Origin of the sequence: Streptomyces blastmyceticus, from assembly GCF_039521185.1 — a bacterium.
Lineage (GTDB): Bacteria > Actinomycetota > Actinomycetes > Streptomycetales > Streptomycetaceae > Streptomyces > Streptomyces blastmyceticus.
Genome location: NZ_BAAABW010000011.1, coordinates 12,640 through 37,837 on the forward strand (window position 1 = coordinate 12,640; position 25,198 = coordinate 37,837).

Sequence of the window (25,198 nt, forward strand, 5' to 3'; positions counted from 1 at the left end):
GAGCCCCGACACCCCCTTTCTGGAGCCCGCCGTGACCATCACCCCGCCCGCACTGAGCGTCTTCGAGACCCTGGAGTCGGAGGTGCGCAGTTACTGCCGCAGCTGGCCCGCCGTCTTCGACCGCGCCCACGGCAGCCGGATGTACGACGAGGACGGCCACACCTACCTCGACTTCTTCGCCGGCGCCGGGGCACTCAACTACGGTCACAACAACCCCGTGCTCAAACGCGCCCTGCTCGACTATCTGGAACGCGACGGCGTCACCCACGGCCTGGACATGGCGACGACCGCCAAGCGGGCGTTCCTGGAGACCTTCCAGGACGTCGTGCTCCGGCCGCGCGACCTCCCGTACAAGGTGATGTTCCCCGGCCCCACGGGCACCAACGCCGTGGAAGCCGCGCTCAAGCTGGCCCGCAAGGCCAAGGGCCGCGAGTCCGTCGTCTCCTTCACCAACGCCTTCCACGGCATGTCGCTCGGCTCGCTCGCCGTCACCGGCAACGCCTTCAAGCGCGCCGGGGCCGGCATCCCGCTGGTGCACGGCACGCCCATGCCGTTCGACAACTACTTCGAGGGACGCGTCCCGGACTTCCTGTGGTTCGAGCGGCTCCTGGAGGACCAGGGCTCGGGCCTCAACACCCCCGCCGCCGTCATCGTCGAGACCGTGCAGGGCGAGGGCGGCATCAACGTCGCCCGCCCCGAGTGGCTGCGCGCCCTCGCCGCGCTCTGCGAGCGCCGCGACATGCTGTTGATCGTCGACGACATCCAGATGGGCTGCGGCCGCACCGGCGCCTTCTTCTCCTTCGAGGAGGCGGGCATCACCCCGGACATCGTCACCCTCTCCAAGTCCATCGGCGGCTACGGGATGCCGATGTCGCTCACCCTCTTCAAGCCCGAGCTCGACCTCTGGGAGCCCGGCGAGCACAACGGCACCTTCCGCGGCAACAACCCCGCCTTCGTCACCGCCGCCGCGGCCCTGAACGCCTACTGGACCGACGGCCAGATGGAGAAGCAGACCCTCGCGCGCGGCGAACAGGTCGCGCAGGCCCTCCGGGCGATCGGCGCCGAACACCCCGAGCTGGGCGCGCAGTACCGCGGCCGGGGCCTCGTCTGGGGCCTCGAGTTCACCGACCGGACACGCGCCTCCGCCGTCGCCGCGCGGGCCTTCGAACTCGGCCTGCTCATCGAGACCTCCGGCCCCGAGAGCGAGGTCGTCAAGCTGCTCCCGGCCCTGACCATCACCCCCGAGGACCTCGACGAGGGCCTGCGGATCCTCGCCCGCGCGGTCCGCGAGACCGCCTGACCCGACCAGCACCGCACCCCCGACAGAAAGAGGCAGCACCGTGATCGTCCGCTCGTTCAAGGACATCGAGGGCACCGACCGGCACGTCAAGGCCAAGTCCGGCACCTGGGAGAGCAAGCGCATCGTCCTCGCCAAGGAACGCGTCGGCTTCTCCCTGCACGAGACCACGCTCTACGCCGGGACCGAGACCTCCATGTGGTACGCCAACCACATCGAGGCCGTCCTGTGCGTGGAGGGCGAGGCCGAACTCACCGACGACGAGACCGGCGAGAAGTACTGGATCTCGCCCGGCACGATGTACCTCCTGGACGGCCACGAGAGGCACACCATGCGGCCGAAGACCGACTTCCGCTGCGTCTGCGTCTTCAACCCGCCGGTCACCGGACGGGAGGACCACGACGAGAACGGCGTCTACCCCCTGCTCACCGAGGAGGGCTGACCGATGACCGCCACGGCCACCGACCTCTACCCCACCCGCGGCCCCCAAGAAGTGTCCGTCCCCCGCCAGGACCCCGTCGTCTGGTCCCGCCCCGGCGCCCCGGGCCCGATCGGCGCGGCCGAGCTGGAGGGCTACGACCGCGACGGCTTCCTGACGGTGGACCAGCTCCTCGGCCCGTACGAGGTGGCCCGCTACCGCGCCGAACTCGACCGGCTGATCGCCGACCCGGCCGTACGCGCCGACGAGCGCTCCGTTGTCGAACCGAAGTCGCAGGACGTACGGTCGGTCTTCGAGGTCCACCGCATCAGCGAGGTCTTCGCCGCGCTCGTGCGCGACCCCCGGGTGGTCGGCCGGGCCCGGCAGATCCTCGGCTCGGACGTCTACGTCCACCAGTCCAGGATCAACGTCAAGCCCGGCTTCGGCGCCTCCGGGTTCTACTGGCACTCCGACTTCGAGACCTGGCACGCCGAGGACGGGCTCCCGCGCATGCGGACCGTGTCCGTCTCCATCGCCCTCACCGAGAACCACGACACCAACGGCGGCCTGATGATCATGCCCGGCTCGCACCGGACGTTCCTCGGCTGCGCCGGTGCGACCCCGCGCGACAACTACAAACAGTCGCTGCGCATGCAGGACGCGGGCACACCGTCCGACGAGGCCCTGACCGGCCTCGCCGAGCGGCACGGCATCAAACTGTTCACCGGGCCGGCCGGGTCGGCGACATGGTTCGACTGCAACTGCATGCACGGCTCCGGCGACAACATCACGCCCTTCCCGCGCAGCAACGTCTTCATCGTCTTCAACAGCGTGGAGAACGCGGCGACGGAACCGTTCGCCGCGCCGGTGCGCAGGCCGGAGTTCGTGGGCGCGAGAGATTTCACGCGGGTGGTGTGACGGCGGGGGCGAACCCCCGGACCCTGACCGGGTTCGGGTGCGGGTCCGTTGCCGCCTGCGGCGGGGGCGCCCTTGGGGGTCCCCCCGGACGGAGTCTGGGGGAGCGTCCTCAAACGCCGGACGGGCTGGTTTTGGCCGGCCTTCGTTGTCGGGTGCGGGGGCGGGACGCTCCGGGGTAACACGGGACTGCTTCGCTTTACGTCCCGCGTCACCCCTGCGCGTCCCGCCCCCTCCCGCCACCCCCGGCCCGTCCGGGGTCCGGGGCGGGGCCGTGCCGCCCGTCCTCCTCAAGGGCGAGGTTCGCGCGCCTCGTTCTGCCTCGGGAAGGAGAAAAGGATCAGCCCTGCGGCGGAGAGGGTCCGCCGCTGGGGCCGACGCGCCGGGCGCTCGTGCCCAGGACCCTGGTCGTATGAATCGCATCTCCAGGGACGACCATGTGACCGCCGCCGTCAAGCGCGCCGCGAGCGGGACATCCACGCCGCGACCGCCGCGCCCGAGACGTTGTGCCAGACCGAGAAGACCGCGGCGGGCAGGGCCGCTGCCGGGCTGAAGTGCGCGGTGGCCAGGGACGCCGCGAGGCCGGAGTTCTGCATGCCGACCTCGAAGGCCATGGCCCGGCTCGCGGGCCAGCCCAGCCGGGCCAGCCGGCCCGAGGCGTAACCGAGCGCCAGGCCGAGGGTGTTGTGCAGGACGACCGCCAGGAGGACCAGGCCGGCGGCGTCCTTGATGCGGGCCGCGCTGCCGGACACCACGACGAGCACGATGACGGAGATCGTCAGCGCCGAGACCCACGGCAGGGCGCGCAGCACCCGGTCGACGTACCGCCCGGCGAAAGCGCGGACGAGCGCCCCGCCGAGGACCGGGACGAGCACCGTCCTGAGGATGTCGCCGACCATCGCCCCCGCGTCCACGTCCAGGAAGCGGTCCGCGAGCAGCAGGGTCAGCGGCGGTGTCACCAGCGGGGCGACCAGCGTGGACACCGTCGCGACCGAGACGGACAGCGCGACGTCGCCCCGCGCCAGGTAGGTGACCACATTGGAGGCCGTACCGCTGGGCGCGCAGCCCACCAGGATGACCCCGGCGGCCAGTTGCGGCGGCAGGTCGAGCACGGTGGCGATCAGCCAGCCCAGCCCCGGCATGATCACATAGTGGGCGACCAGGCCCAGCCCCACCGCCCAGGGCCGCTTGGCGACGGCCCGGAAGTCCGGGGGCGTCAGGGTGAGGCCCATCGTGAACATCACGACGCCCAGCAGATAGGGCACCGCAGGGGCCCAGCCGGTGAAGTGCGCGGGGGCCGCGAGCCCCACGCCGCCCGCCGCGAGCACCAGCAGCGGGAAGACGGTGACGGCCAGCCGCGCCGTCCGGTCGGCGGTGGGGCCGCCCTGAGCTGCGACGGGCTTCGGGGATATCCGCTCGGTTGACATACGGCGGCACCTTAGCGATCACTGCCCCCACCGAACAGGGGTAACGCGGGTGACGAGGATCGACTCACGCGCCGGACGAATCGAATGTGGCTGCGAAACCTACTCGTTGGGGTGAACTGACCCAAGGGGGCTGCCCGTTCACTCTCCCGGGGTCAAATATGGCGGGGTCCCGCCGTCGGCGCGGCGCTGTCCCCCATCGACCGCGCCGACGGCACCAAGCCTCTTGTGGGGGTTCCACACACGTGTACAGCACCACCAGCCCTTCCTTCGGCATGCCCGTACGCCGTCTCGCCGCGGTCGCGGCTGCCGCCGCCGCGACCGCGACCGTCGTCGCCGGGCCCGCGTATGCCACCGGAGGCGGCTCCGGCGACCAAGGGAAGTCCGGCGCGGCCGTCCTCCGCACCGGACTCGACGTCGCCCTGCTCAACAAGACCGTCCACGTCCCGCTCAACGCCTCCCTGAACGAGGTGCACGCACCGGCCGACGCCGACAAGACCGCCCTCACCGTCACGCTCGACGGCGTCGAGCAGGGCAAGCCCGTCGACGTCCTGCGCGCCGACGCCGCCACCGCCCGCGCCACCACCGACCGGAACAGGGCGGAGGGCTACGCCAACCTCGTCCACGCCCGGGTGCACGTCCCCGGACTGCCGTTCCTCTCGCTCATCGAGGTCCAGCAGGTCACATCGACGGCCGTGTGCGAGGCCGGCCGGAAGCCCACCGCCACCTCGAATCTGCTGGGCAGCGTCTCGGTGCTCGGCAGGAAGGTCACGGTCACCACGGGCGGGCCCACGAAGGTCGACGTGCCCGGAGTGGGGCAGGTACGGCTGGACCTCTCCCGCACGGCGACCACCTCGCGGACGGCCGCCGCCAGCGCGCTCTCGCTGCGCGTCGCCGTCAATCCGCTGAAGCTGAACGTCGCGGAGGTCTCGGGCGAGGTGACCCTGGCGGAGGCGACCTGTGAGGCCCCTGTGGCCGGGGAGGCGTCCGGTACGTCTGGTACGTCCGGTGGTGGTGCCAAGCCGCAGACGGCCGCGGAGCCGGTTGCCGCGAAGCACGCGGAGAATCTGGCCGAGACGGGGGGCAGCTCGGCTACGCCGTATGTGGTGGGGGCGGGTGCGGTGCTGGTCCTGGCGGGTGGGGGAGCGGTGGTTGTGGCCCGTCGTCGTGCGGCTGCCCGTCGCTAGTTTTTCCCCCACCGCCCCTTCCCGCAGGCGGTAACGGCGGGAACCCCTTAAAGATCGGCCAGCGCCAGCGTCAAGGCCTCCACGAAGCGGTCCGTCGTCGCGCGGTCGCGGACCGCCAGGCGGAGGTAGTCCGGGCCCAGGCCCGGGAACGTGTCGCCGCGGCGGACCGCGAAGCCCAGGCCGCGCAGGCGGGAGCGGACCGTCACCGCGTGGGGCAGGTGTATCAGGACGAAGGGGCCCGCCGCCGGGCCGTGCACGCGCACACCCTCGAACTCCGCGAGGGCCGCGACCAGATGGGCCCGGTCCGACGCCAGGTGGTGTGCCGCGTGGGCGGCCTCGGCGAGGGCCGGGGGTGCGCTGCACACCTCCGCCGCCGCGAGGGCGGGGGAGGAGACGGGCCACAGCGGCTGGGCCCGCTCGAGTTTGGCTATCGCGCCGGGCGAGGCGAGGACGTAGCCGATGCGCAGCCCCGCGAGACCCCAGGTCTTCGTGAGGCTGCGCAGCACGACCAGGCCCGGCAGGTCCGTACGGGACGCCAGGGACTCGCGCTCGCCCGGTACCGCGTCCATGAACGCCTCGTCCACGACGAGGGTCCGCCCCGGGCGGGCGAGCTGGGCCAGCGCCTGCGCGGGGTGCAGGACCGACGTCGGGTTGGTGGGGTTGCCGACGACCACCAGGTCCGCGTCGCCGGGCACCGCGCGCGGGTCCAGCCGGAAGCCGTCCTCCGCGTCGAGGAGCACGCGTTCCACCGTGTGCCCGGCGGCCCGCAGCGCCGCCTCCGGCTCGGTGAACTGCGGGTGCACGACCACCGGCCGCCGCACCGGGAGGGCCCGCGCCAGCAGCACGAACGCCTCCGCCGCGCCCGCCGTCAGCAGCACCCGCTCCTCCGGCAGCCCGTGCCGCGCGGCCACCGCGCGCCGCGCGGCCCGCCCGTCCGGATAGGCGGCGAGCCCGTCGAGCGACCCGGCGATGTGCTCCCGCAGCCACTCCGGAGGCGTACCCGAGCGCACATTGACCGCGAGATCGGTCAACTCCGCCCCGCCGCCGCGCACTTCGGCGTCGCCGTGGTGCCGCAGATCGGGTTCACTGGGTGTATGCATGGCCGCGGGCCACCTTCTCTTCATTCTTTGACGCCGACGGGGCCGGTGCGAGGGCCCGACCCGGAAACCGTACTGACGGCCCGCCCGCCGCCCTCACCCGGGTCCGCGCGCGACGGCGCAGGTCACCCGCGCCGACTTCCGCTTGTCGACCACCAGCACCCCGTACGGCCCGGCGGCCAGCAGTGCCGCGGCCTCGGCGACACCGGGCGCGCCCACGGCGGCGAGCGCCGCGGGGGAGGGGTTCGGGACCGTGACGGCGGCGAGCGCCTCCGCGCCGTACGACAGCAGGGGCACGCCGAGCCGGGCGGCGGCCTCGACCAGGCCGGGCTCGCGGGCCTTGGCCCCGGCGGTGGCGAGCGCCGTGAGCGCCCCGCCGCCCGCTTCGGCGAGCGCCTCGCCGATCAGCGCCAGCACCTCGTCCGCCCCCACGCCCCGGCGGGCGCCGACGCCCGCGTACCAGTAAGCAGGAAGCAGTGCAGCCGTGAGAAGGGTGGACCCGTGCCGGTCGTCGTCGCCCTGGGCGCGTTCCTGATGACGCTGCTCGGCGGCTGGACCGCCCAGCGGGTCACCGACCGCCGCCACCTCATCCTGGGCCTCGCCGGTGGGCTCATGCTGGGCGTCGTCGGCCTCGACCTGCTCCCGGAGGCGCTGGAGGCCGCCCGGCGCAAGGTCTTCGGCGTGCCGGCCGCCCTGCTCTGCTTCGTCCTCGGCTTCCTCACCGCCCACCTCGTCGAACGGCTCCTCGCCGTCCGCCGGGCGGACCACGGCATCGTCGGCCGGGAACGCGTCCCCCAGGTGGGGCTCACCGCCGCGGCCGCGCTGGTCGGGCACAGCGCCATGGACGGCGTCGCGATCGGCGCCGCCTTCCAGGTCGACAGCGGCATGGCCGCCGCCGTCGCGCTCGCCGTCATCGCCCACGACTTCGCCGACGGCTTCAACACGTACACGATCACCGACCTGTACGGGAACGAGCGCCACCGCGCCCTCCTGATGCTCGGAGCCGACGCGCTCGCGCCCGTCGCCGGGGCCGCCTCGACCCTGCTGTTCACCCTTCCGGAGCACTTCCTCGGCATCTACCTCGGATTCTTCGGCGGGGTGCTGCTCTATCTGGCGACCTCCGACATCCTCCCCGAGGCCCACCACCGGCACCCCGCCCGCTCCACCCTCGCCTGCACGGTGGCCGGAGTGGCGTTCGTCTGGCTCATGGTGGGCCTCACGAGCTGACGTCACCGCCGGGACAGGCCCGTCACGAAGCGGTGCGCGGTGCCGGGGGAGCCCGCCCAGTGCGTGTGCAGGTACGAGGCGTGGACGCCCCCTTGCACGAACCCCTCGGTACGGCGCTCCGGGTGCGTCATCCCCCACGCCGGGGCGGCACCGGTGCCCGGCTCGACGACCGTGCGGTGGAACTCGTGCCCGCGCACGCGGGTGCCGGCCGCGGCCAGCGGGTTGTCCGCGATGGCGACGGCTTCCCGGTAGCCGAGGGTGAGCCGCTCCGACATCCGCGCGTCCGCGGGCAGCACGCCGCACATCGGCCTGCCGTCCAGGGAACGGGAGAGGTAGAGCAGGCCCGCGCACTCGGCGGCGATGGGCGCACCGCTTTCCGCCAGGGCGGCGACGGCTTTGCGCAGGGGTTCGTTGGCGGAGAGCTCGGCGGCGTGCATTTCGGGGAAGCCGCCGCCGATGACGAGGGCGGCGGCGTGTTCCGGCAGCTGCTCGTCCCGCAGGGGGTCGAATGTGACGACCTCGGCACCGGCGGCGGTGAGCAGCTCCGTGTGCTCGGCGTACGAGAACGTGAACGCGGGGCCGCCGGCGAGGGCGACGGTCGGGTGCGGCCCGGTGGTCGGTTTGTGCCCACCCGTTCCGCCCTGCGGAACGCCTGCCCACAAACCGGTGGTTTTCGGGGGTCCGGGGGGCGTAGCCCCCCGGTTTCGGGAAGGGGCGGGGTGGGGGAGAAGCCCGCCGCAGGCGATCCCCGTGGGGTCCCACGGATCGTCCGCCAGCGGCGGTGCGCTGTGGGCCAGCGCAAGAAGGCCCTGGAGGTCGCACCCCGCGCGCACCTGATCGGCCTGGGCGGCGACAGCCGCCACCGCTTCGGGGCGGCGTTCCGCGACCGGGACCAGGCCCAGGTGGCGGCTGGGCGTGTCGACCGTCCGCGCGCGCCGCACGGCGCCGAGCACCGGCACCCCCGACTCCTCCAGCGCCTCGCGCAGCAGGTGTTCGTGGCGGTCCGAGCCGACCTTGTTCAGGATGACGCCCGCGACCCGTACCTCCGGGTCCCACGACGCGAAGCCGTGGACCAGCGCCGCCACCGACCGCGACTGCGACGACGCGTCCACGACGAGGACGACCGGTGCCTTCAGCAGCTTCGCGACATGTGCCGTCGACGCCAGCTCGCCCTGCCCGCTCGCCCCGTCGTACAGGCCCATCACGCCCTCGACCAGGGCGAGATCGCAGCCCGCCGCACCGTGCAGGAACAGCGGGGCGATCCGCTCGGGCCCGCACATATAGGCGTCCAGGTTGCGGCCCGGGCGGCCGGTCGCCAGCGCGTGGTAGCCCGGGTCGATGTAGTCGGGACCGACCTTGTGCGGCGAGACCGCGAGCCCGGCGTCCGTGAAGGCCCGCATCAGGCCGGTGGCGATGGTCGTCTTGCCGCTGCCGGAGGCCGGAGCGGCGATGACGAGACGGGGGACGTTCACCACTCGATGCCCCGCTGGCCCTTCTGACCGGCGTCCATCGGGTGCTTGACCTTGGACATGTCCGTCACCAGATCGGCGAAGTCGATCAGCTTCTGCGGGGCGTTGCGGCCGGTGATCACCACGTGCTGGGTGCCGGGGCGGTCGCGCAGCACCGAGACCACCTCGTCCGTGTCGATCCAGCCCCAGTGCATCGGGTACGCGAACTCGTCCAGCACGTACAGCTTGTACGACTCCGCCGCCAGGTCCCGCTTCACCTGCTCCCAGCCCTCGCGCGCCGCCTCCTCGCTGGAGGAGATGTCGCGCTGCACCCAGGACCAGCCCTCGCCCATCTTGTGCCAGGCGACCGTGCCGCCCTCGCCCGAGTCGCCGAGCACCTTCAGCGCGCGCTCCTCGCCGACCTTCCACTTCGCGGACTTCACGAACTGGAAAACACCGACCGGCCACCCCTGGTTCCACGCGCGCAGCGCCAGCCCGAAGGCGGCCGTCGACTTGCCCTTGCCGATGCCCGTGTGGACGAAGACCAGCGGCCGGTTACGGCGCTGGCGCGTGGTGAGACCGTCGTCCGGAACGACGGTCGGCTGTCCCTGTGGCATTTATGCGGCCCTCCTGGAGCTTGTGTTCCTCACGGTACGTACGAGCGCGGAGACGCTGTCCGCGCGCAGTTCGTCGAGCGTGACCACCGGGCCGCGCAGCTCGCGGCCCAGCTCGCCCGCCAGCCCGAGCCGCACCGGGCCCGCCTCGCAGTCCACGACCACCGACGCCGTGCCCTCGCCCGCCAGCAGCCGCGCGGCCCGCGCCGCCCGCGCGAGGGGCTCGGGGCCGCCGGTCGCCCGCCCGTCGGTCACCACGACCAGCAGCGGCCGCCGCGACGGGTCGCGCAACCGCTCCACCCGCAGCACCTCGTGCGCCTGGAGCAGGCCCGCCGCGAGCGGCGTACGGCCTCCGGTCGGCAGCCGCTCCAGCCGCGCCGCGCCCACGTCCACCGACGACGTCGGCGGCAGCGCCACCTCCGCGCCCGCACCCCGGAAGGTGATCATCCCGATCTTGTCGCGCCGCTGGTACGCGTCGAGCAGCAGCGACAGCACCGCGCCCTTGACCGCCCCCATCCGCTTGCGCGCCGCCATCGAACCGGACGCGTCCACGACGAACAGCACGAGATTGCCCTCGCGCCCCTCGCGCACCGCCTCCCGCAGGTCGTCACGGCGCACGACCAGCCCCGGCCCGCTGCGCCCGCGCGCCCGCTGGTGCGGCGCCGCCGCCTGCACGGTCGCCGCCAGGTGCAGCTTCGACAGCGCGCCCCGGGGGCGCCGCGCCCCCGTCGTGCGGCCGTGCGCGGTACGGGCCCGCGAGCGCCGCCCGTCCGCGCCCTCGCCGAGGCCCGGGACGTCGAGCTTGCGCGTACGGAACGGGTCGGCGGCGGCGACCGCCGGGGCGTCCCCGCCCTCGGACGGGCGCTCCTGCCCGCCCTGCCCGCCTTGTGCCTCGGGCGCCGAACTCTCCTGCTGCGCCGGGGTGTTCTCCTGCGACTCGCGCTGCGCCGGGACGTCCGGGGCGCCGGGCCCGTCCGCGCCCTGCGGCGGCTCGCCGCCACCGGGGCCGTCGTCGCCCGGGCCGTCCTGCGGACCCTCCGGCTCCGGGTCGGGCTCGGGCTCCGGCTCGTCGTCCTCGAACTGCCGCAGGATCTCGTCGAGTTTGTCCTCGTCCAGGCCGGGCGCGTCGAAGGGGGCCCGCCGTCGCCGGTGCGGCAGCGACAGCAGGGCCGCCTGCCGCACGTCCTCGGCGGTCACGTCCGTACGCCCCGCCCAGGCGGCCAGCGCGGTGGCCGTCCGCGCGGTCACGATGTCCGCGCGCATGCCGTCCACCTCGAAACCGGCGCACACCGCGGCGATCCGGCGCAGCGCGCCGTCGCCCAGCCGCACGTCCGGCAGCAGCGCCCGCGCGGCGGCGATCCGCTCGCGCAGCGTCTCCTCCTCGGCGGACCACTTGGCGGCGAAGGCGGCCGGGTCCTCGTCGTACGCGAGCCGGCGCCGCACGACCTCGACCCGCTCCTCGGTCTCCCGCGAGGCCGCGACCTCGACGGTCAGCCCGAACCGGTCGAGCAACTGCGGGCGCAGCTCGCCCTCTTCGGGGTTCATGGTGCCGACGAGGAGGAAGCGGGCGGAGTGGCGTACGGATACGCCTTCGCGCTCGACGTACGAGGCGCCCATCGCCGCCGCGTCGAGCAGCAGGTCCACCAAGTGGTCGTGGAGGAGATTGACCTCGTCGACGTAGAGCACTCCGCGGTGCGCGTCCGCGAGCAGGCCCGGCTCGAAGGCCTTCACGCCCTCGGACAGGGCCCGCTCGATGTCGAGCGCGCCGACGAGCCGGTCCTCGGAGGCGCCGACGGGGAGTTCGACCATCCGGGCGGGCCGGGTGTCGCCCGCCCCCGACTCGTGGGGGCCATCGGGGCACGCCGGGTCCGGGGCGTCCGGAGCGCAGGAGAAGCGGCAGCCGCCGACGACGTCGACAGCGGGCATGAGCGCGGCGACGCCGCGCACCATCGTGCTCTTCGCGGTGCCCTTCTCGCCCCGTACGAGCACTCCGCCGATCGACGGGGAGATCGCGTTGAGCAGCAGGCCCAGGCGCATGTCGTCCATCCCGACGACCGCGGTGAACGGATAGGTGGCCGAGGCCATCAACGGGTACCCCCTTCGAGGGAATTGCTCTGACTGGTCCGCGCGGCGGGGGCGTTCACGGCGCGCCCGGCGGGATGAAGGGCGCGCCGGCCGGCACGCCGTCCTCGATCAGCCGCAGGAGCGCGTCCGTGTCCGCGTGCTCCTCGATGAGATCGCCCAGGCGGTCCAGCTGCTCCTCGCGCAGCGCCGCGAACGACGTGTCCGGCGCCGGTACGAACGCCCGGCCCGCGGCCTCGGCGACGCGGCGCAGGAACGCCCGCCGGAAGCCGTCGCTCTCCAGCGAGCCGTGCCAGTGCGTGCCCCACACCGCGCCCGAGCGGCAGCCGTCCAGGAACGGCTCGTCGCCGCCCAGCACTTCGGCGACGCCGTGGTGGATCTCGTAGCCCTCCACCCGCTCGCCCAGCGCCTCGCCGACCGGTCTGGCCAGCGTCTTCTCCCGGGCGAACCGCACCCGTACGGGCAGCAGGCCGAGGCCCTCGACCGTGCCCGCCTTCGACTCGACCTCGTCCTCGATGCGCTCGCCCAGCACCTGGAAGCCGCCGCAGACGCCCAGCACCGGCCGGCCCTCCGCCGCGCGCCGCGCGATCGCGTCCGCCAGCCCGCGCTCGCGCAGCCAGGCGAGCGCCCGTACGGTGCCGCGGGTGCCCGGCACGACGACCAGGTCGGCGTCGATCAGCTCCTCCGGGCGGTCCACGAAGCGCACGACGACGCCCGGTTCGGCGGCGAGCGCGTCGACGTCGGTGAAGTTCGACATCAGCGGCACCGCGCACACCGCGACGCGCAGCACGTCCGCGCCGTGCGGCGGGGCCACCACCGACTCCCGCACGGCCCCGCGCATCGACACCCGCAGGCCGTCCTCCTCGTCGATGCCGAGGCCGTGGGCGAACGGCAGCACGCCGACGGTGGGCCGCCCGGTCAGGTCCCGCAGCATCTTCAGACCGGGCTCCAGCAGCGTCACGTCGCCCCGGAACTTGTTGACCAGATAGCCCGCTATGTGGGCCTGGTCCTCACGGGACAGCAGCGCCGTCGTACCGAAGAACGACGCGAACACCCCGCCCCGGTCGATGTCGCCGACCACGACGACCGGCAGCCGCGCGGCCCGGGCTATGCCCATGTTGACGATGTCGGTGCGCCGCAGATTGATCTCGGCGGGGCTGCCCGCGCCCTCGCAGATCACCGCGTCGTGGGTGCGGCGCAGCTCGGCCAGGCAGTCGGTGACCGTCCCCAGCAACTGCTCCTGCCGCCCCGAATGGTAGCCGCGGGCGCTGAGCTCGCCCACCGGCTTGCCCATCAGCACCACCTGACTGCTGCGGTCGCTGCCGGGCTTGAGCAGCACGGGGTTCATCAGGGCCGACGGCTCGACCCGGGCGGCGGCCGCCTGCATGGCCTGGGCGCGGCCTATCTCCGCGCCCTCGCGGGTCACGAAGGAGTTGAGCGACATGTTCTGCGCCTTGAACGGCGCGACCTTGACGCCCTTGCGGACCAGCCACCGGCAGATCCCGGCGGTCACCACGCTCTTGCCCGCGTCCGAGGTCGTCCCGGCCACGAGCAGGCCCCCGCCCAGCGGGCCCGGGGGCCCGCTCATCTCCGCTGTCACCGGTTCCTCCTCGTAAGGCGATCTGGGGAAAGGCTGCCCGCCGCACGGCCCCGGGAGACGGCGGCCCGCACCCCGATCGCGACGCCCAGCGCCAGCAGCGACACGCGTCGGGAGAGCCGCACGGCGCGCTCGATGTCGGCGGTCTCCACGGGGCGGTTCTCCGCGCCCAGGACGGGGCGGTGCTCGACGCGGCCCTTGTACGCGAGCGTGCCGCCGAGGCGCACGCCGAGCGCCCCGGCGAACGCGGCCTCCACCGGGCCCGCGTTGGGGCTCGGGTGCCGGGACGCGTCGCGCCGGGCCACCCGCCAGGCGCCCCGCGGGTCGGGACCGGCGAGGACGGTGAGGGCGGCGGTCAGCCGCGCGCCGGGCCAGCCGACGACGTCGTCGAGCCGGGCCGAGGCCCAGCCGAAGCGCCGGTAGCGCGGCGACTTGTGGCCGACCATCGCGTCCAGGGTGTTGACGGCACGGAACCCGGCCAGCCCCGGCACCCCGCCCAGCGCCCCCCAGACGAGGGCGCCCACGACGGCGTCGGAGGTGTTCTCGGCGACGGACTCCACGACCGCGCGCGCCATCTGCGCGCCGTCCAGCGCCTGCGGGTCGCGCCCGCACAGGTGCGGCAGCCGCTCCCGGGCGACCTCGATGTCACCGGCGGCGAGCGCGCCCCCGATGGCCCGCGCCTCGCGGCCCAGCGAGGTGCCGCCCAGCACGGCCCAGGTGGTGGCGGCGGTCAGGGCGACGCCGGCGGTGCGGGAACGGCGTACGGTACGGGCCAGCGCTCCGGCGGCGGCCGCGGTGCCGCCCGCGCACAGCAGCGTGTGCAGGGCGCCGTAGCCGCGGTGGTCGCGCCACAGCCGCTGCTCCACCGCCTGCGCGGCACGGCCGAAGGCGGCCACGGGGTGGCCGCGGCGGGGGTCGCCGAGGGCGAGGTCGCCGAGGAAGCCGAGGGCGGCACCGCACGCGAAACCGAGGTGATCGGCGCGCATCGGCTCAGACCGCCGTCGTGCGATACCTGAGGACGAGGGTTCGGGATGGTCGACGGCAGCCGGGCATGGCGATGTGTCCTCACTCAGGGTCCGCGCCCTGGTTCGACGTGACCGGCGACCAGAGTCTCCTGGCTCCCGGATCGACGTCGCCCCGGCCTTCCCGCCCGCGTGCGCGGGCCGTGGCTCTCCGGTGGGGGAGACGCTCCCCGGTGACAGTGGCGGGACCGCGCCGGACTCGCACCGGCTTCCTCTGCTGTCGCCGTTTGGCCCCGGAAGTCCACCATGGGGTGTGAACGGGCGTCAACTTCCGTCCTGAGCTGGCCTTCGTTCCTCGGGGGCGCACCCAAAACGCCGGGCGGGCTGGATATCCGGCCCACCCGGCGTTTGAGGACAAGCGGCGCAGCCGCGACCTACGCGACGATCAAGTAGATGCCGTACCCCACCGCGGCCGCGCACAGCGCGAAGCACGCGTACGCGCCGGTGCGGGCGAGCGAACCCGGCCGCGTCCCCGCCGCGGAGGCGGAGGACGTGCCGACGATCCCCAGAGTGAAGACGCCGACCAATCCGACGGTCACCACGAGGCTGACGCCGAAGACCTGCCCAAGAGCTGCCCAGTCGATCTGCATGGTGTGGATTCCTTAGCTCGCCGCGGCGGCGGGGGTGCGCCCGGCTTCGGAGGAGACGGCGACCACCGGGGCGGCGGCCACGGGACCGGCCGGCGGCGGGGCGACGGCCTGGAGCGCGGCGGTGACCACGCCCGCCGGCTCGGCGTCCGGGACCTCGTCCAGGCTGTCGTGGGTGACGGGCTTGCGGCGGGAGGCGGCGTAGATCGCGCCGGACACCAGCAGGCCGAGGACGGCGACGGTGGTGACGCCCCAGTCGCCCTGGTCGGCGAGGAACGCGGCGCCACCGGCGACGAGGCCCGCGGCCGGCAGCGTCAGGCACCAGGCGATGGCCATCCGGCCCGCGGTCGACCAGCGGACGACGCCGCCCTTGCGGCCGAGGCCGGAACCCATGATCGAGCCGGAGCAGACCTGGGTGGTGGAGAGGGCGAAGCCGATGTGCGAGGAGGCGAGGATCACGGTCGCGGCGCCGGTCTGGGCGGCGAAGCCCTGCGGCGGCTGGATGTCGGTGAGGCCCTTGCCGAGCGTGCGGATGATGCGCCAGCCGCCCAGGTACGTACCGAGCGCGATGGCCAGGCCCGCGGAGACGATGACCCACAGCGGCGGGTCGGAGTGCGGGGCGACGACACCGCCGGTGACCAGCGCGAGGGTGATGACACCCATCGTCTTCTGGGCGTCGTTGGTGCCGTGGGCGAGGGAGACCAGGGCGGCCGAGGCGATCTGCCCGGCGCGGTAGCCCTTGGCGGTCTCCTTCTCGTCGCGGCCCTTGGCGAGCCGGTAGGTGAGCCGGGTCGCGACCATGGCGGCGATGCCGGCCACGACGGGCGCCGCGACCGCCGGGATGAGGACCTTCATGACGACCTTGTCGGCGTTCACCGCGTTGAAACCGACGGACACGATGGTCGCGCCGATCAGGCCGCCGAAGAGGGCGTGCGAGGAACTGGAGGGCAGTCCGGCCAGCCACGTCAGCAGGTTCCAGACGATCGCGCCGATCAGGCCCGCGAAGATCACTTCGGGTCTGATGCCGGCACTCTCGTCGATGATGCCCCCGGAGATGGTCTTGGCGACCTCGACGGACAGGAACGCGCCGACGAGATTGAGAACCGCCGACATCGCCACCGCGACCTTGGGCTTGAGCGCCCCGGTGGAGATGGTGGTGGCCATGGCGTTGGCCGTGTCGTGGAAGCCGTTCGTAAAGTCGAACACCAAGGCCGTGACGATCACGATCCCGATGAGAAGCGTGATGTGTTCCATTCACCCAGGCAATCAGCTCGATGGTCAGTACAGCGGTGACCGTAAAGACCCTGGGTGAACGGAAGGTGAACTGGGTCGGACCGAGTGGTGACGCCAACCGGAGGCAGAGGGCTATGCGGATATCGAACACAGCACACGACGACAAGGGCGACATGGGCGGGGATGTCGGGCGGGCCTGGGCCGAGGTCGTCTCCACCGCCCGCCGCACCACCGCGGACGAGCTGGTGGTGGGCACCTCCGGCAATGTCTCCGCGCGAGTCGGAGATGTCGTTCTTGTCACTCCCAGCGGGGTCCCGTACGACCGGCTGGGACCGGAGGACGCGGTCGGCGTCGACCTCGACGGGCGCCAGGTCCTCGGCGAGTTGACCCCCACCAGCGAGCTCCCCATGCACCTGGCCGTCTACCGCTCCACCGACGCGGCGGCCGTCGTGCACACCCACGCCGTCCACGCGACGGCCGTCGCGGGCCTGGTCGACGAGCTGCCGCTGGTCCACTACATGGCGGGGGCGCTCGGTGGCCCGGTAAGGGTCGCCGACTACGCGCTTTACGGCACGGACGAGCTCGCCCACAACATGCTGCGGGCCCTGGAGGGGCGCACGGGATGCCTCCTGCGGAACCACGGCACGGTCGTGTACGGGGCGAGCCTCGACCAGGCGTACGACCGGACGGCTCAGCTGGAGTGGATGTGCCGCGTGTGGCTGACGTCGGCGTCGGTGCCCGGCGGCAGCCCGGCGCTGCTGACTCTTGACCAGCTCGCCGAGGCGACGCGAAAACTCAGCGGGTACGGCCAGCCGCGCGGGTAACCGACCCGCGTTCGGGTGCGGCCCGGCGGGTTTGTTCCCCTACCCCGCCCCTTCCCGAAACTGGGGGAGACCCCCAGACCCCCGAAGCGGCTGCGCCGCTTGTCCTCAAACGCCGGACGGGCTGGATATCCAGCCCGTCCGGCGTTTGAGGACGCGGCCGCAGGCCGCTCCCGCCGCAGGCGGCAATGGACCCGCACCCGGGAGCGCGCCCCCCACCTCGTCCCCACTGGCCAGAGCCTCACCACGCGCTCACACTGAAGACGTGCACCCGGCGAGAGCGGCCGCCTTGGCCGCCACGACCGTACTCGGTGCCGGAGCGGCCGCCATAGCGGCCGGACGGTACGCCGCCGACGCTGCGCTCAAGCCCCCGCCCGGCCGCCCGCTGCCGGACGTGCCGGAGCTCACCGTCCACGCCGTCGGCAACGACACCGTCACCCTGACCCGCAGCGTCGAGTCGCAGCGCCCCGGTACGTACGGGATGACCGCGCCCGGCCTGCACGCCGTCGTCGGCCCCGTCGCAGACACCCCGCACCCCGCCGACTGCGTCGTACGCCGGCTGGAGCGCGTGACGCACGGCGTGCTGGAGCCCGGCGCCCGCGTCCGGCTCACCCCGCAGGTGCACGTCGGCAACCCCCGCGACGCCCTCGGCCTCGACCACGCCGACGTCGAGGTGCCCGGGGAGCTCGGCCCGCTGCCCGCCTGGTTCGTCCCGGGCGACCGCGGCACGTGGGTGATCGCGGTCCACGGGCTCGGCACGACCCGCGAGCACCCCATGGTCGTCCTGCCGTTCCTGCACCGGCTGCGCCTGCCCGTCCTGGCCCTCGGCTACCGCGGCGACCCCGGCGCCCCCCGTCCACCGGAAGGCATCAGCCACTTCGGCGCCGCGGAATGGCGCGATCTCGACGCCGCGATCCGCTACGCCGTCCGCTACGGCGCCCGCCGGATCGTCCTGCACGGCTGGTCCACGGGCGCCACGATGAGCCTCCTCGCGGCCCTCGACTCGGCGCTGTCGCCGCGCGTCGCGGGCGTCGTCATGGACTCGCCGGTGCTCGACTGGCAGGCCCTCGTCCGCACCTGCGCCGCTTATCGCCGCACCCCGGCGGCGCTGCTTCCGCTTGCGGTCCGTGCCGCGGAGGGCCGGACGGGGCTGGGTGCCGACACCCTCTTCACCGCCACCGACCCCGCCCGGCTGACCGTGCCCGTGCTGCTCCTGCACGGCCCCGACGACACCCTCGCGCCGTGGTCGCACTCCCGCGAACTCGTCGCGCGGCGGCCGGAACTGATACATCTGCGCGCCGTCCGGCACGCCCCGCACGCCGCCATGTGGAACGTCAACCCGGCGGCCTACGAAGAGGCTCTCCGCCGCTTCCTCACGCCCCTGATGTGAGCGGTTCCACCGGCCGTTACCGGCCCTTTCCGAACGCCTTCCGGTGCTGGTCCGGGACCGGACAGTTGATTCCGATTGGGTTTTCGGAGCGTCAACGGCAAGACTGCTCCTGTGACGTCCCGTACTCCGCGCGACTCCCGGCTCAGACTGGTCCCCCGACAGCCGATCGCCGCTGCCCGCCGGGCCGTGGCGAACCGGGGCTCCCGCCCCGCGCCCCGCCCGCCCGCGGGCACTCCGGCACCGGCGGAACTCGCCCGGCAGGCGAGAGGCGGCCTCACCGGCGCGGTCCGCGTGGCCCGCTGGGCCGCCGACGAACGCGGCCGCGGCTCGACCCTGCGCCCGGCCACGGCCGGGGGCCTCGCGGAGACGGCGGCCGAGCGGGCCGCCGACGCCCTGCGGTTGACGGCCTGCCAGGTGCGCTCCGACTGGGACCGCGCCCGCCTCGCCGGGCTCATCGAGCTGCACGGCGACACCGCGCGCCCCGGCTGGCGCCTGCAGGCGTGGGACCGCGACGACGGCGCCGTGCTCCGCGGCTGGGTCGCCCTCTTCGACGCGTGGTCCCTCGCCCACCCGGTGCCCGCGGGCACGGACGCGACGATCGCCGCCGAGGTCGTCGAGGCCGCGCCGCAACTGCTGTCCGTCATGCACCTCTCGGCCGGGCCCGTCTCCGTGGCGATGCTCCTCGACCTCCTCCAGCAGCGCGTGGCCGAGATCCGCGCCGAGCGCTGCGAGGTCCCGTACGACGGGCCGCGGCCGGCCGCCGAACCCGCCGCGCCCGTGCCCGTGGACGGCGGCGACCCGCTCGCCGGGCTGCTCGACTGGGCGCTCGAAGGGCTCGCCTCCGTCGGCGCGCTCGTCATGCGGGACGCCGGCACGCCCGGCGCCGCCGTCGGCGACACCCGGGAAGCCCTCCTGACACCGCTCGGCAACTGGGCGGTCTGGGTCAAGCTCGAACAGATCTGTGTGGCCGCGCAGAGCCCGGCCGGGCACATCGAGCTGTCCGCCGAGGCCATGCTGCGCGGCTGCGCCGACCTCACCCCGGGCCCGGCCCGCGCCGAGTACCGCGCCTGGCTCGCCGCCCGGCCCACGCGCAGCGCCCTCAGCGAGCTCCTCGACGCCGCGCGCGGTGACGATGCCCTCGTCCGTGGCCTGGCCTTCGAGGCCCTGCGCGCGGTGGGCGCGCCCGCCGAGCCCGCCGTACGGGCGGCCGCCGAGGAACCCTGCCTGCGCCCGTACGCGCTGCTGTGGCTCGCCGAGCACGAGGGGCGGGACCCCGACCAGGCGGCGGAGGTCCTCACCCGCGAGGAGGCGACCTGGCTGTGGGTGGACACGGCCGCGGCCGTCGCCGACCACGGGGAGAGCCGGCTGCTGGTCCGCCACCTGGACTCGGCGGTGCAGGGCACGGTGCCGGGGCTGCTGGAGGAGGTACGGGCGGTTGGGCACCCCCGCACGGTCCAGGTCCTCGTCGCCCTGGCGGCGGCCCACCCGGACCCGGCACTGGCGAAGGCGATGCGCCGAGCGGCTTTCCAGGTCCACATGGGCGGGGCGTGACCGGTGCCCTCGGCTTGACCGGGGGCGCGGGTCCGTTGCACGGGGCTGCGCCCCGGACCCCGCAACACGGCTTCGCCGCGTTGTCCTCAAACGCCGGACGGGCTGGATTTTCCAGCCCGAGTGGTCAGCGGAACGTGTCGCAGCGCGCCATATCGCCCGTGTTGTAACCCGTCGTGAACCACTGCTGACGCTGCGCCGCCGAGCCGTGCGTCCAGCTCTCCGGTGTGACCCGGCCCTGGAACTTCTCCTGGATCCGGTCGTCGCCGACCGCGGCCGCCGCGGAGAGGCCGTCGTCGATGTCCGCCTTCGTCAGCCGGGTGAGCAGCGGGCGGCCGGTGGACTTCTCGGGCGTCGAGGTGGCGTGCTTGGCCCAGACACCGGCGTAGCAGTCGGCCTGGAGCTCGACCTTGACGGAGTTGCTCCCGGCGCCGGTCTGCCGGTCCTGGGCGCGGCCGAGCGTGCCCAGCAGGTTCTGGATGTGGTGTCCGTACTCGTGCGCGACGACGTACGCCTGGGCGAAGGGCCCGCCACTGGCCCCGAACTTGCTGTGCAGCTCGTTGAAGAAGCCCAGGTCGAGATAGACCTTGCGGTCTCCGGGGCAGTAGAACGGGCCGACCTCCGAGGTCGCGGGCCCGCAGGCGGTATTGGTCCGCGCGGTGAAGAAGACGGTCGACGCCGGGGTGTAGGTGCGCGAGCGGCGGGCGAACTCCTGGGTCCAGAAGGACTGGGCGCTGTTGACCACGGCGACGATCCGGCAGTCCTCCTTGGTGTTGGCATCGCGCCCCGTGCGGCAGTGCTGCGAGACCTGCTCGCCGGTGCTCGCGCTCGCCGACGGCGCGGGCCCGGAGGTCAGGCCGAGCTCCTGCGGGCCGATGCCGAAGAACAGCCCGAGCACCAGGGCGATCAGCCCCACGATCCCGCCGCCGACGGTCACGCCGCCGCCCGGGATCCGGCTGCCCCGGGAGTCCTGCACCTGGGACGTGTCCAGGTCCGCGTCGTCGTCGAACTGCATGCACCCACCGCCTTTCACCCCGAGTATCGGTGCGCGGTCCGCCGCGTGCCCGCGGCCGCCGCGCCCATGCCTACCCGCACGGGCCGCGGAACCGCCACGGACGCACCGGGAAACCGGCTTGCGCGCCCCCGTTAGACTGGTCCGTATGGCATTCCTCCTCGTGCATTAGACGGCGCCGGTCCCCATCCGTCGCCCGCCCCGCGCATGACCGCGCGGGTGAGCCGCGCGCGGGTGTGTTCACCCCCGTCCCCACCGCCGTCCATCCCGCTCAGGAGTAATTCCCGTGATCACCGCCTCCGGCATCGAGCTGCGCGCCGGCGCCCGCATCCTCATCGAGTCCGCCTCCTTCCGCATCGCCCGCGGTGACCGCATCGGCCTGGTCGGCCGCAACGGCGCGGGCAAGACCACCCTCACCAAGTGCCTCGCGGGCGAGGGCATGCCCGCCGGCGGCACCATCACCCGCTCGGGTGAGGTCGGCTACCTCCCGCAGGACCCCCGCACGGGCGACCTCGACGTCCTGGCCCGCGACCGGATCCTCTCCGCCCGCGGCCTCGACTCCGTCCTGCGCAAGATGCGGGAGAACGAGGAGCGCATGGCCAACGGCAAGGGGGCCACGCGCGAGAAGGCGATGAAGAAGTACGAGCGCCTGGAGACGGAGTTCCTCACCAAGGGCGGCTACGCCGCCGAGGCGGAGGCCGCGACCATCGCAGCCAGCCTCGGACTGCCCGACCGGATCCTCGCCCAGCCGCTGCACACCCTCTCCGGTGGTCAGCGCCGCCGCGTGGAGCTGGCCCGGATCCTCTTCTCGGACGCCGACATCCTGCTCCTGGACGAGCCGACCAACCACCTCGACGCCGACTCGATCGCCTGGCTGCGGGACTACCTCAAGACCTACCGCGGCGGCTTCATCGTGATCTCCCACGACGTCGACCTGGTCGAGACGGTCGTCAACAAGGTCTTCTACCTGGACGCCAACCGCTCCCAGATCGACGTCTACAACATGGGCTGGAAGCTCTACCAGCAGCAGCGCGAGGCCGACGAGAAGCGCCGCAAGCGCGAGCGGCAGAACGCCGAGAAGAAGGCCGCGGCCCTCAACTCGCAGGCCGACAAGATGCGCGCCAAGGCCACCAAGACCGTGGCCGCGCAGAACATGGCCAAGCGCGCCGAGAAGCTCCTCTCGGGCCTGGAGGCGGTGCGCGCCTCCGACAAGGTCGCCAAGCTCCGCTTCCCGGAGCCCGCGCCCTGCGGCAAGACCCCGCTCACCGCCGAGGGCCTGTCGAAGTCCTACGGCTCGCTGGAGATCTTCACCGACGTCGACCTGGCCATCGACAAGGGCTCGCGCGTGGTCATCCTGGGCCTCAACGGCGCGGGCAAGACCACGCTGCTGCGGCTGCTCGCCGGCGCCGAGAAGGCCGACACCGGCCAGGTCACCCCCGGCCACGGCCTCAAGCTCGGCTATTACGCCCAGGAGCACGAGACGCTCGACCCGGACCGCACGGTCCTGGAGAACATGCGTTCCTCCGCCCCCGACCTCGACCTCGTCGAGGTCCGCAAGACGCTGGGCTCCTTCCTCTTCTCCGGCGACGACGTCGACAAGCCCGCGGGCGTGCTCTCCGGTGGCGAGAAGACCCGCCTGGCCCTGGCCACCCTGGTCGTCTCCTCCGCCAACGTCCTCCTGCTGGACGAGCCCACCAACAACCTCGACCCGGCCAGCCGCGAGGAGATCCTGGGCGCGCTGCGCACCTACAAGGGCGCCGTGGTCCTGGTGACGCACGACGAGGGCGCGGTGGACGCGCTGGAGCCGGAGCGGATCATCCTGCTCCCGGACGGCGTCGAGGACCTCTGGGGCCCGGACTACGCCGACCTCGTCGCCCTCGCCTGACCCCCGCGGACCCCGTCGGCCGGGGCCCGGCGGCGGCCCCGGCGGGCGCTTGATCGGCGTCCGCTCGGCGCTCGATCAGTGCTGTCCCGATCATTCGGCCGACAGGTGATCCATCATCTGAGTGAGTACGGCTCGTACCGCGGTGCCGTCGAGCGCTCCGGCGCACGCCCAGTGCCGTGCGCCGGGGTGTTCGCACCATGGGATGCCGGTGCCCCGCCTGACCTGCCCCTTCGCTCCGCCACCCGTACGGCCGTACGAGCGGGACTCTTCGGAATCGCCTGCTCCAGGCCCCGGCACCGCCCGAAATCGCGGAAACCTCATCTCATGGACCTTGTCGAATGGGTGGCCAGGAGGCCGTCAAGGGGTGATCATGAGAGTCAAGAGGCGCATCTCCCATGAGGAGGCACGGGTGGCCGAGACTCTGAAGAAGGGCAGCCGGGTAACCGGCGCCGCGCGCGAAAAGCTCGCGGCAGACCTGAAGAAGAAGTACGACTCCGGTGCGAGCATCAGGGCGCTGGCCGAAGAGACCGGCCGCTCCTACGGCTTCGTCCACCGGATGCTCAGCGAATCCGGCGTGATCCTTCGCGGTCGCGGCGGAGCGACGCGCGGCAAGAAGGCCGCCTCGGCCTGACGCCACGCATCCCAAGGGCACCGTCGGTGTGGGCAGTGCCACCCGGTCGGTCGAGCAGTCGACCGGGTGGTTACTGTGCAGTCAACATAGCGCTGATCACTGCGCGACTGCTGCCGATTCGGAGGCCCCGATGACCGCCCCCAAGACCCTGCTCGACCAGGACGGCATACAGCTCACCGTGGATGACGCGGTGGCCACCGTCACCCTCACCAACCCCGCCAAGCGCAACGCTCAGTCGCCCGCGCTGTGGCGGGGGCTGGCCGAGGCCGGACGGCTGCTGCCGGGCAGCGTGCGGGTCGTGCTGCTGCGTGCGGAAGGCAAGTCCTTCTCCGCGGGCCTCGACCGGCAGGCCTTCACTCCCGAGGGCTTCGAGGGTGAGCCGTCCTTCCTCGATCTCGCCCGCGGTACCGACGAGGCACTCGACGCCGAGATCGCCACCTACCAGGAGGCATTCACCTGGTGGCGGCGGAACGACATCGTCTCCGTCGCCGCCGTGCAGGGCCACGCCATCGGCGCGGGCTTCCAGCTCGCTCTCGCCTGCGACCTGCGGGTCTGCGCGGACGACGTGCAGTTCGCGATGCGCGAGACCAGCCTGGGCCTGGTCCCCGACCTCACCGGCACCCATCCGCTGCTGTCGCTGGTCGGCTACGCCCGCGCCCTGGAGATCTGCGCCACCGGCCGCTTCGTCCACGCCGAGGAGGCCGAGCGCACGGGCCTCGCCAACCTGGTCGTCCCGGCGGCCGAGCTCGACGCCGCCGCCTCGGACCTGGTCGCGGCCCTCCTGGCCGCGCCCCGCGACGCCGTCGTCGAGACCAAGGCCCTGCTGCGCGACGCCGCGGGCCGCACGTACGAGGCGCAGCGCGCCGCCGAGCGCCAGGCCCAGGCCCGCCGGCTGCGGGACCTCGCCGGGCTGGGGGAGTGAACCCGGGCGCGCGGGGGCGCGAGGCCCCCGCGCGCTCAGCCCCGTATGCGGACCCGGTGGCGCGTGCGCAGGTAGTGCAGCTCCCAGCAGGAGACGGCCGTCACCGACAGCGGCCCGCCGAGGAACGCGGCGATCTTCACCAGCACCGGGCCGTTCGGCAGCCCGTCGCCCAGTGACACGAAGTTGAGCACCCAGACCAGCACCACGGTCAGCACCGCCGGGAGAGCCGCGTGCACATCGGCGGTGTTGAAGGCGTACCGCGCGGCCGCACCGGACGAGAAGAACAGGAACGCCACCATCCACAGCAGCACCGGCAGCAGCACCAGCGGCAGCGCGCCCCCGACCATCATTCCCACGGTCCCGCCGAGCACCGACCCCAGGGAGCTGCCCTGGGCGCCCGCATAGAGGCAGGCCACGGAGCCGGCCACCGCGCCCACGTACCAGCCGACGGCCTTCAGCGGATGGCGCAGCCGGGACCGCAGCAGCGGACGGCGCTCCGCCGGGGCGTACCAGATGAAGCCCAGGATCACGAGCGGCCCCACCAGGATGAGGATCAGCGGGGCCATGAAGAGCTTGCCGACGCCGTCCTTGAAGACCCCGCTCCAGCCGCCGTCTATGCCGTACGTCCAGATCAGCAGGAACGAAGCCACCGCGCCGCCGATGGCTCGCCACTTCTGCACACTGTCTATCGTCGGGTCCATGACACGCCCGGGGCCGGAGGCGGTGAAGATCGAATCGGCCTTGGCCCGCGCGGACCGGAGGAACGCGCCGAGGCATCCACCACGGCGGCTCAGCACGTCGGGTATCTGGGGCGGCGGTGGAACCCGCGGTCCCCACTGCG

Annotated in this window: 23 protein-coding genes and 1 riboswitch; of the genes, 11 read left to right on the plus strand and 12 right to left on the minus strand. The window is 73.5% G+C overall.

Annotated features, from left to right (window positions below):
* Nucleotides 1-31 precede the first annotated feature (31 nt).
* Genes ectB through thpD form a run of 3 tightly spaced genes read left to right on the plus strand, consistent with a single transcriptional unit; the run spans nt 32 to nt 2,633 of the window.
* Nucleotides 32-1,300, plus strand: a complete 1,269-nt coding sequence (ectB, locus tag ABD269_RS09505) for a diaminobutyrate--2-oxoglutarate transaminase (protein WP_344117336.1) — start codon at nt 32-34, stop codon at nt 1,298-1,300.
* A gap of 40 nt (nt 1,301-1,340) precedes the next feature.
* Complete coding sequence (locus ABD269_RS09510; RefSeq protein WP_301888265.1) at nt 1,341-1,739, plus strand: ectoine synthase; 399 nt, start codon at nt 1,341-1,343, stop codon at nt 1,737-1,739.
* A gap of 3 nt (nt 1,740-1,742) precedes the next feature.
* On the plus strand, nt 1,743-2,633 hold the full coding sequence (thpD, locus tag ABD269_RS09515; RefSeq protein ID WP_344117338.1) for an ectoine hydroxylase: 891 nt from the start codon (nt 1,743-1,745) through the stop codon (nt 2,631-2,633).
* A gap of 449 nt (nt 2,634-3,082) precedes the next feature.
* Here the strand turns inward: thpD and ABD269_RS09520 are convergent, their stop codons facing one another.
* Complete coding sequence (locus ABD269_RS09520; protein WP_344117339.1) at nt 3,083-4,057, minus strand: bile acid:sodium symporter family protein; 975 nt, start codon at nt 4,055-4,057, stop codon at nt 3,083-3,085.
* Nucleotides 4,058-4,329: 272 nt separating this feature from the next.
* Here ABD269_RS09520 and ABD269_RS09525 point away from each other — a divergent pair, with 272 nt between their 5' ends.
* Nucleotides 4,330-5,241, plus strand: a complete 912-nt coding sequence (locus ABD269_RS09525) for an SCO1860 family LAETG-anchored protein (RefSeq protein ID WP_344117369.1) — start codon at nt 4,330-4,332, stop codon at nt 5,239-5,241.
* 47 nt (nt 5,242-5,288) lie between these two features.
* On the opposite strand, the gene cobC is transcribed toward ABD269_RS09525, so the two are convergent.
* Both cobC and ABD269_RS09535 read right to left on the minus strand, forming a co-directional pair.
* On the minus strand, nt 5,289-6,341 hold the full coding sequence (cobC, locus tag ABD269_RS09530; protein ID WP_344117340.1) for an Rv2231c family histidinol phosphate aminotransferase CobC: 1,053 nt from the start codon (nt 6,339-6,341) through the stop codon (nt 5,289-5,291).
* A 93-nt stretch (nt 6,342-6,434) separates the two neighbouring features.
* Nucleotides 6,435-6,815 (minus strand): cobalamin biosynthesis protein, encoded by a 381-nt coding sequence (locus ABD269_RS09535; protein WP_425572864.1) that lies wholly within the window; start codon nt 6,813-6,815, stop codon nt 6,435-6,437.
* Nucleotides 6,816-6,839: 24 nt separating this feature from the next.
* Between ABD269_RS09535 and ABD269_RS09540 the strand changes: the two genes are divergently transcribed.
* Nucleotides 6,840-7,565: a ZIP family metal transporter gene (locus ABD269_RS09540; RefSeq protein ID WP_301888274.1), complete on the plus strand. Its 726-nt coding sequence runs from the start codon at nt 6,840-6,842 to the stop codon at nt 7,563-7,565.
* A gap of 2 nt (nt 7,566-7,567) precedes the next feature.
* Here ABD269_RS09540 and ABD269_RS09545 read toward each other — a convergent pair whose 3' ends face one another.
* The 7 genes from ABD269_RS09545 to ABD269_RS09575 form a co-directional block, all read right to left on the minus strand.
* A complete protein-coding gene (locus ABD269_RS09545) occupies nt 7,568-9,040 on the minus strand; it encodes a cobyrinic acid a,c-diamide synthase CobB (RefSeq protein ID WP_344117341.1) in 1,473 nt (490 codons plus the stop codon).
* Nucleotides 9,034-9,630 carry a cob(I)yrinic acid a,c-diamide adenosyltransferase gene (cobO, locus tag ABD269_RS09550; protein ID WP_116211101.1) on the minus strand — a complete coding sequence of 199 codons (597 nt, stop codon included), beginning with the start codon at nt 9,628-9,630 and terminating at the stop codon, nt 9,034-9,036. Before cobO ends, ABD269_RS09545 begins: the two co-directional genes overlap by 7 nt.
* Complete coding sequence (locus ABD269_RS09555) at nt 9,631-11,712, minus strand: putative cobaltochelatase (RefSeq protein ID WP_344117342.1); 2,082 nt, start codon at nt 11,710-11,712, stop codon at nt 9,631-9,633.
* 55 nt (nt 11,713-11,767) lie between these two features.
* Complete coding sequence (locus ABD269_RS09560; RefSeq protein ID WP_344117370.1) at nt 11,768-13,297, minus strand: cobyric acid synthase; 1,530 nt, start codon at nt 13,295-13,297, stop codon at nt 11,768-11,770.
* A gap of 8 nt (nt 13,298-13,305) precedes the next feature.
* Nucleotides 13,306-14,292 (minus strand): cobalamin biosynthesis protein, encoded by a 987-nt coding sequence (locus ABD269_RS09565; protein ID WP_344117343.1) that lies wholly within the window; start codon nt 14,290-14,292, stop codon nt 13,306-13,308.
* A 122-nt stretch (nt 14,293-14,414) separates the two neighbouring features.
* Nucleotides 14,415-14,542: riboswitch (cobalamin riboswitch) on the minus strand.
* A gap of 160 nt (nt 14,543-14,702) precedes the next feature.
* Nucleotides 14,703-14,918 carry a hypothetical protein gene (locus tag ABD269_RS09570; RefSeq protein ID WP_301888283.1) on the minus strand — a complete coding sequence of 72 codons (216 nt, stop codon included), beginning with the start codon at nt 14,916-14,918 and terminating at the stop codon, nt 14,703-14,705.
* A gap of 12 nt (nt 14,919-14,930) precedes the next feature.
* On the minus strand, nt 14,931-16,169 hold the full coding sequence (locus tag ABD269_RS09575; RefSeq protein WP_301888286.1) for an inorganic phosphate transporter: 1,239 nt from the start codon (nt 16,167-16,169) through the stop codon (nt 14,931-14,933).
* Between the two features lie 113 nt (nt 16,170-16,282).
* Between ABD269_RS09575 and ABD269_RS09580 the strand changes: the two genes are divergently transcribed.
* The 3 genes from ABD269_RS09580 (at nt 16,283) to ABD269_RS09590 (ending at nt 19,910) form a co-directional block, all read left to right on the plus strand.
* A complete protein-coding gene (locus ABD269_RS09580; protein ID WP_425572859.1) occupies nt 16,283-16,972 on the plus strand; it encodes a class II aldolase/adducin family protein in 690 nt (229 codons plus the stop codon).
* Between the two features lie 262 nt (nt 16,973-17,234).
* Nucleotides 17,235-18,359 carry an alpha/beta hydrolase gene (locus ABD269_RS09585; RefSeq protein ID WP_344117344.1) on the plus strand — a complete coding sequence of 375 codons (1,125 nt, stop codon included), beginning with the start codon at nt 17,235-17,237 and terminating at the stop codon, nt 18,357-18,359.
* Between the two features lie 111 nt (nt 18,360-18,470).
* Nucleotides 18,471-19,910 carry a hypothetical protein gene (locus ABD269_RS09590; RefSeq protein ID WP_344117345.1) on the plus strand — a complete coding sequence of 480 codons (1,440 nt, stop codon included), beginning with the start codon at nt 18,471-18,473 and terminating at the stop codon, nt 19,908-19,910.
* A gap of 124 nt (nt 19,911-20,034) precedes the next feature.
* On the opposite strand, the gene ypfJ is transcribed toward ABD269_RS09590, so the two are convergent.
* Complete coding sequence (ypfJ, locus tag ABD269_RS09595) at nt 20,035-20,922, minus strand: KPN_02809 family neutral zinc metallopeptidase (RefSeq protein ID WP_344117346.1); 888 nt, start codon at nt 20,920-20,922, stop codon at nt 20,035-20,037.
* A gap of 283 nt (nt 20,923-21,205) precedes the next feature.
* Here ypfJ and ABD269_RS09600 point away from each other — a divergent pair, with 283 nt between their 5' ends.
* The 3 genes from ABD269_RS09600 (at nt 21,206) to ABD269_RS09610 (ending at nt 24,357) form a co-directional block, all read left to right on the plus strand.
* Complete coding sequence (locus ABD269_RS09600; protein WP_301888298.1) at nt 21,206-22,804, plus strand: ABC-F family ATP-binding cassette domain-containing protein; 1,599 nt, start codon at nt 21,206-21,208, stop codon at nt 22,802-22,804.
* A gap of 409 nt (nt 22,805-23,213) precedes the next feature.
* Nucleotides 23,214-23,435 carry a helix-turn-helix domain-containing protein gene (locus tag ABD269_RS09605; RefSeq protein WP_030366669.1) on the plus strand — a complete coding sequence of 74 codons (222 nt, stop codon included), beginning with the start codon at nt 23,214-23,216 and terminating at the stop codon, nt 23,433-23,435.
* A gap of 130 nt (nt 23,436-23,565) precedes the next feature.
* The gene (locus ABD269_RS09610; RefSeq protein ID WP_344117347.1) at nt 23,566-24,357 is read left to right on the plus strand and encodes an enoyl-CoA hydratase/isomerase family protein; all 792 of its coding nucleotides are present in this window, start codon (nt 23,566-23,568) and stop codon (nt 24,355-24,357) included.
* A gap of 35 nt (nt 24,358-24,392) precedes the next feature.
* On the opposite strand, the gene ABD269_RS09615 is transcribed toward ABD269_RS09610, so the two are convergent.
* Nucleotides 24,393-25,037, minus strand: a complete 645-nt coding sequence (locus ABD269_RS09615) for a hypothetical protein (protein ID WP_344117348.1) — start codon at nt 25,035-25,037, stop codon at nt 24,393-24,395.
* Nucleotides 25,038-25,198 lie beyond the last annotated feature (161 nt).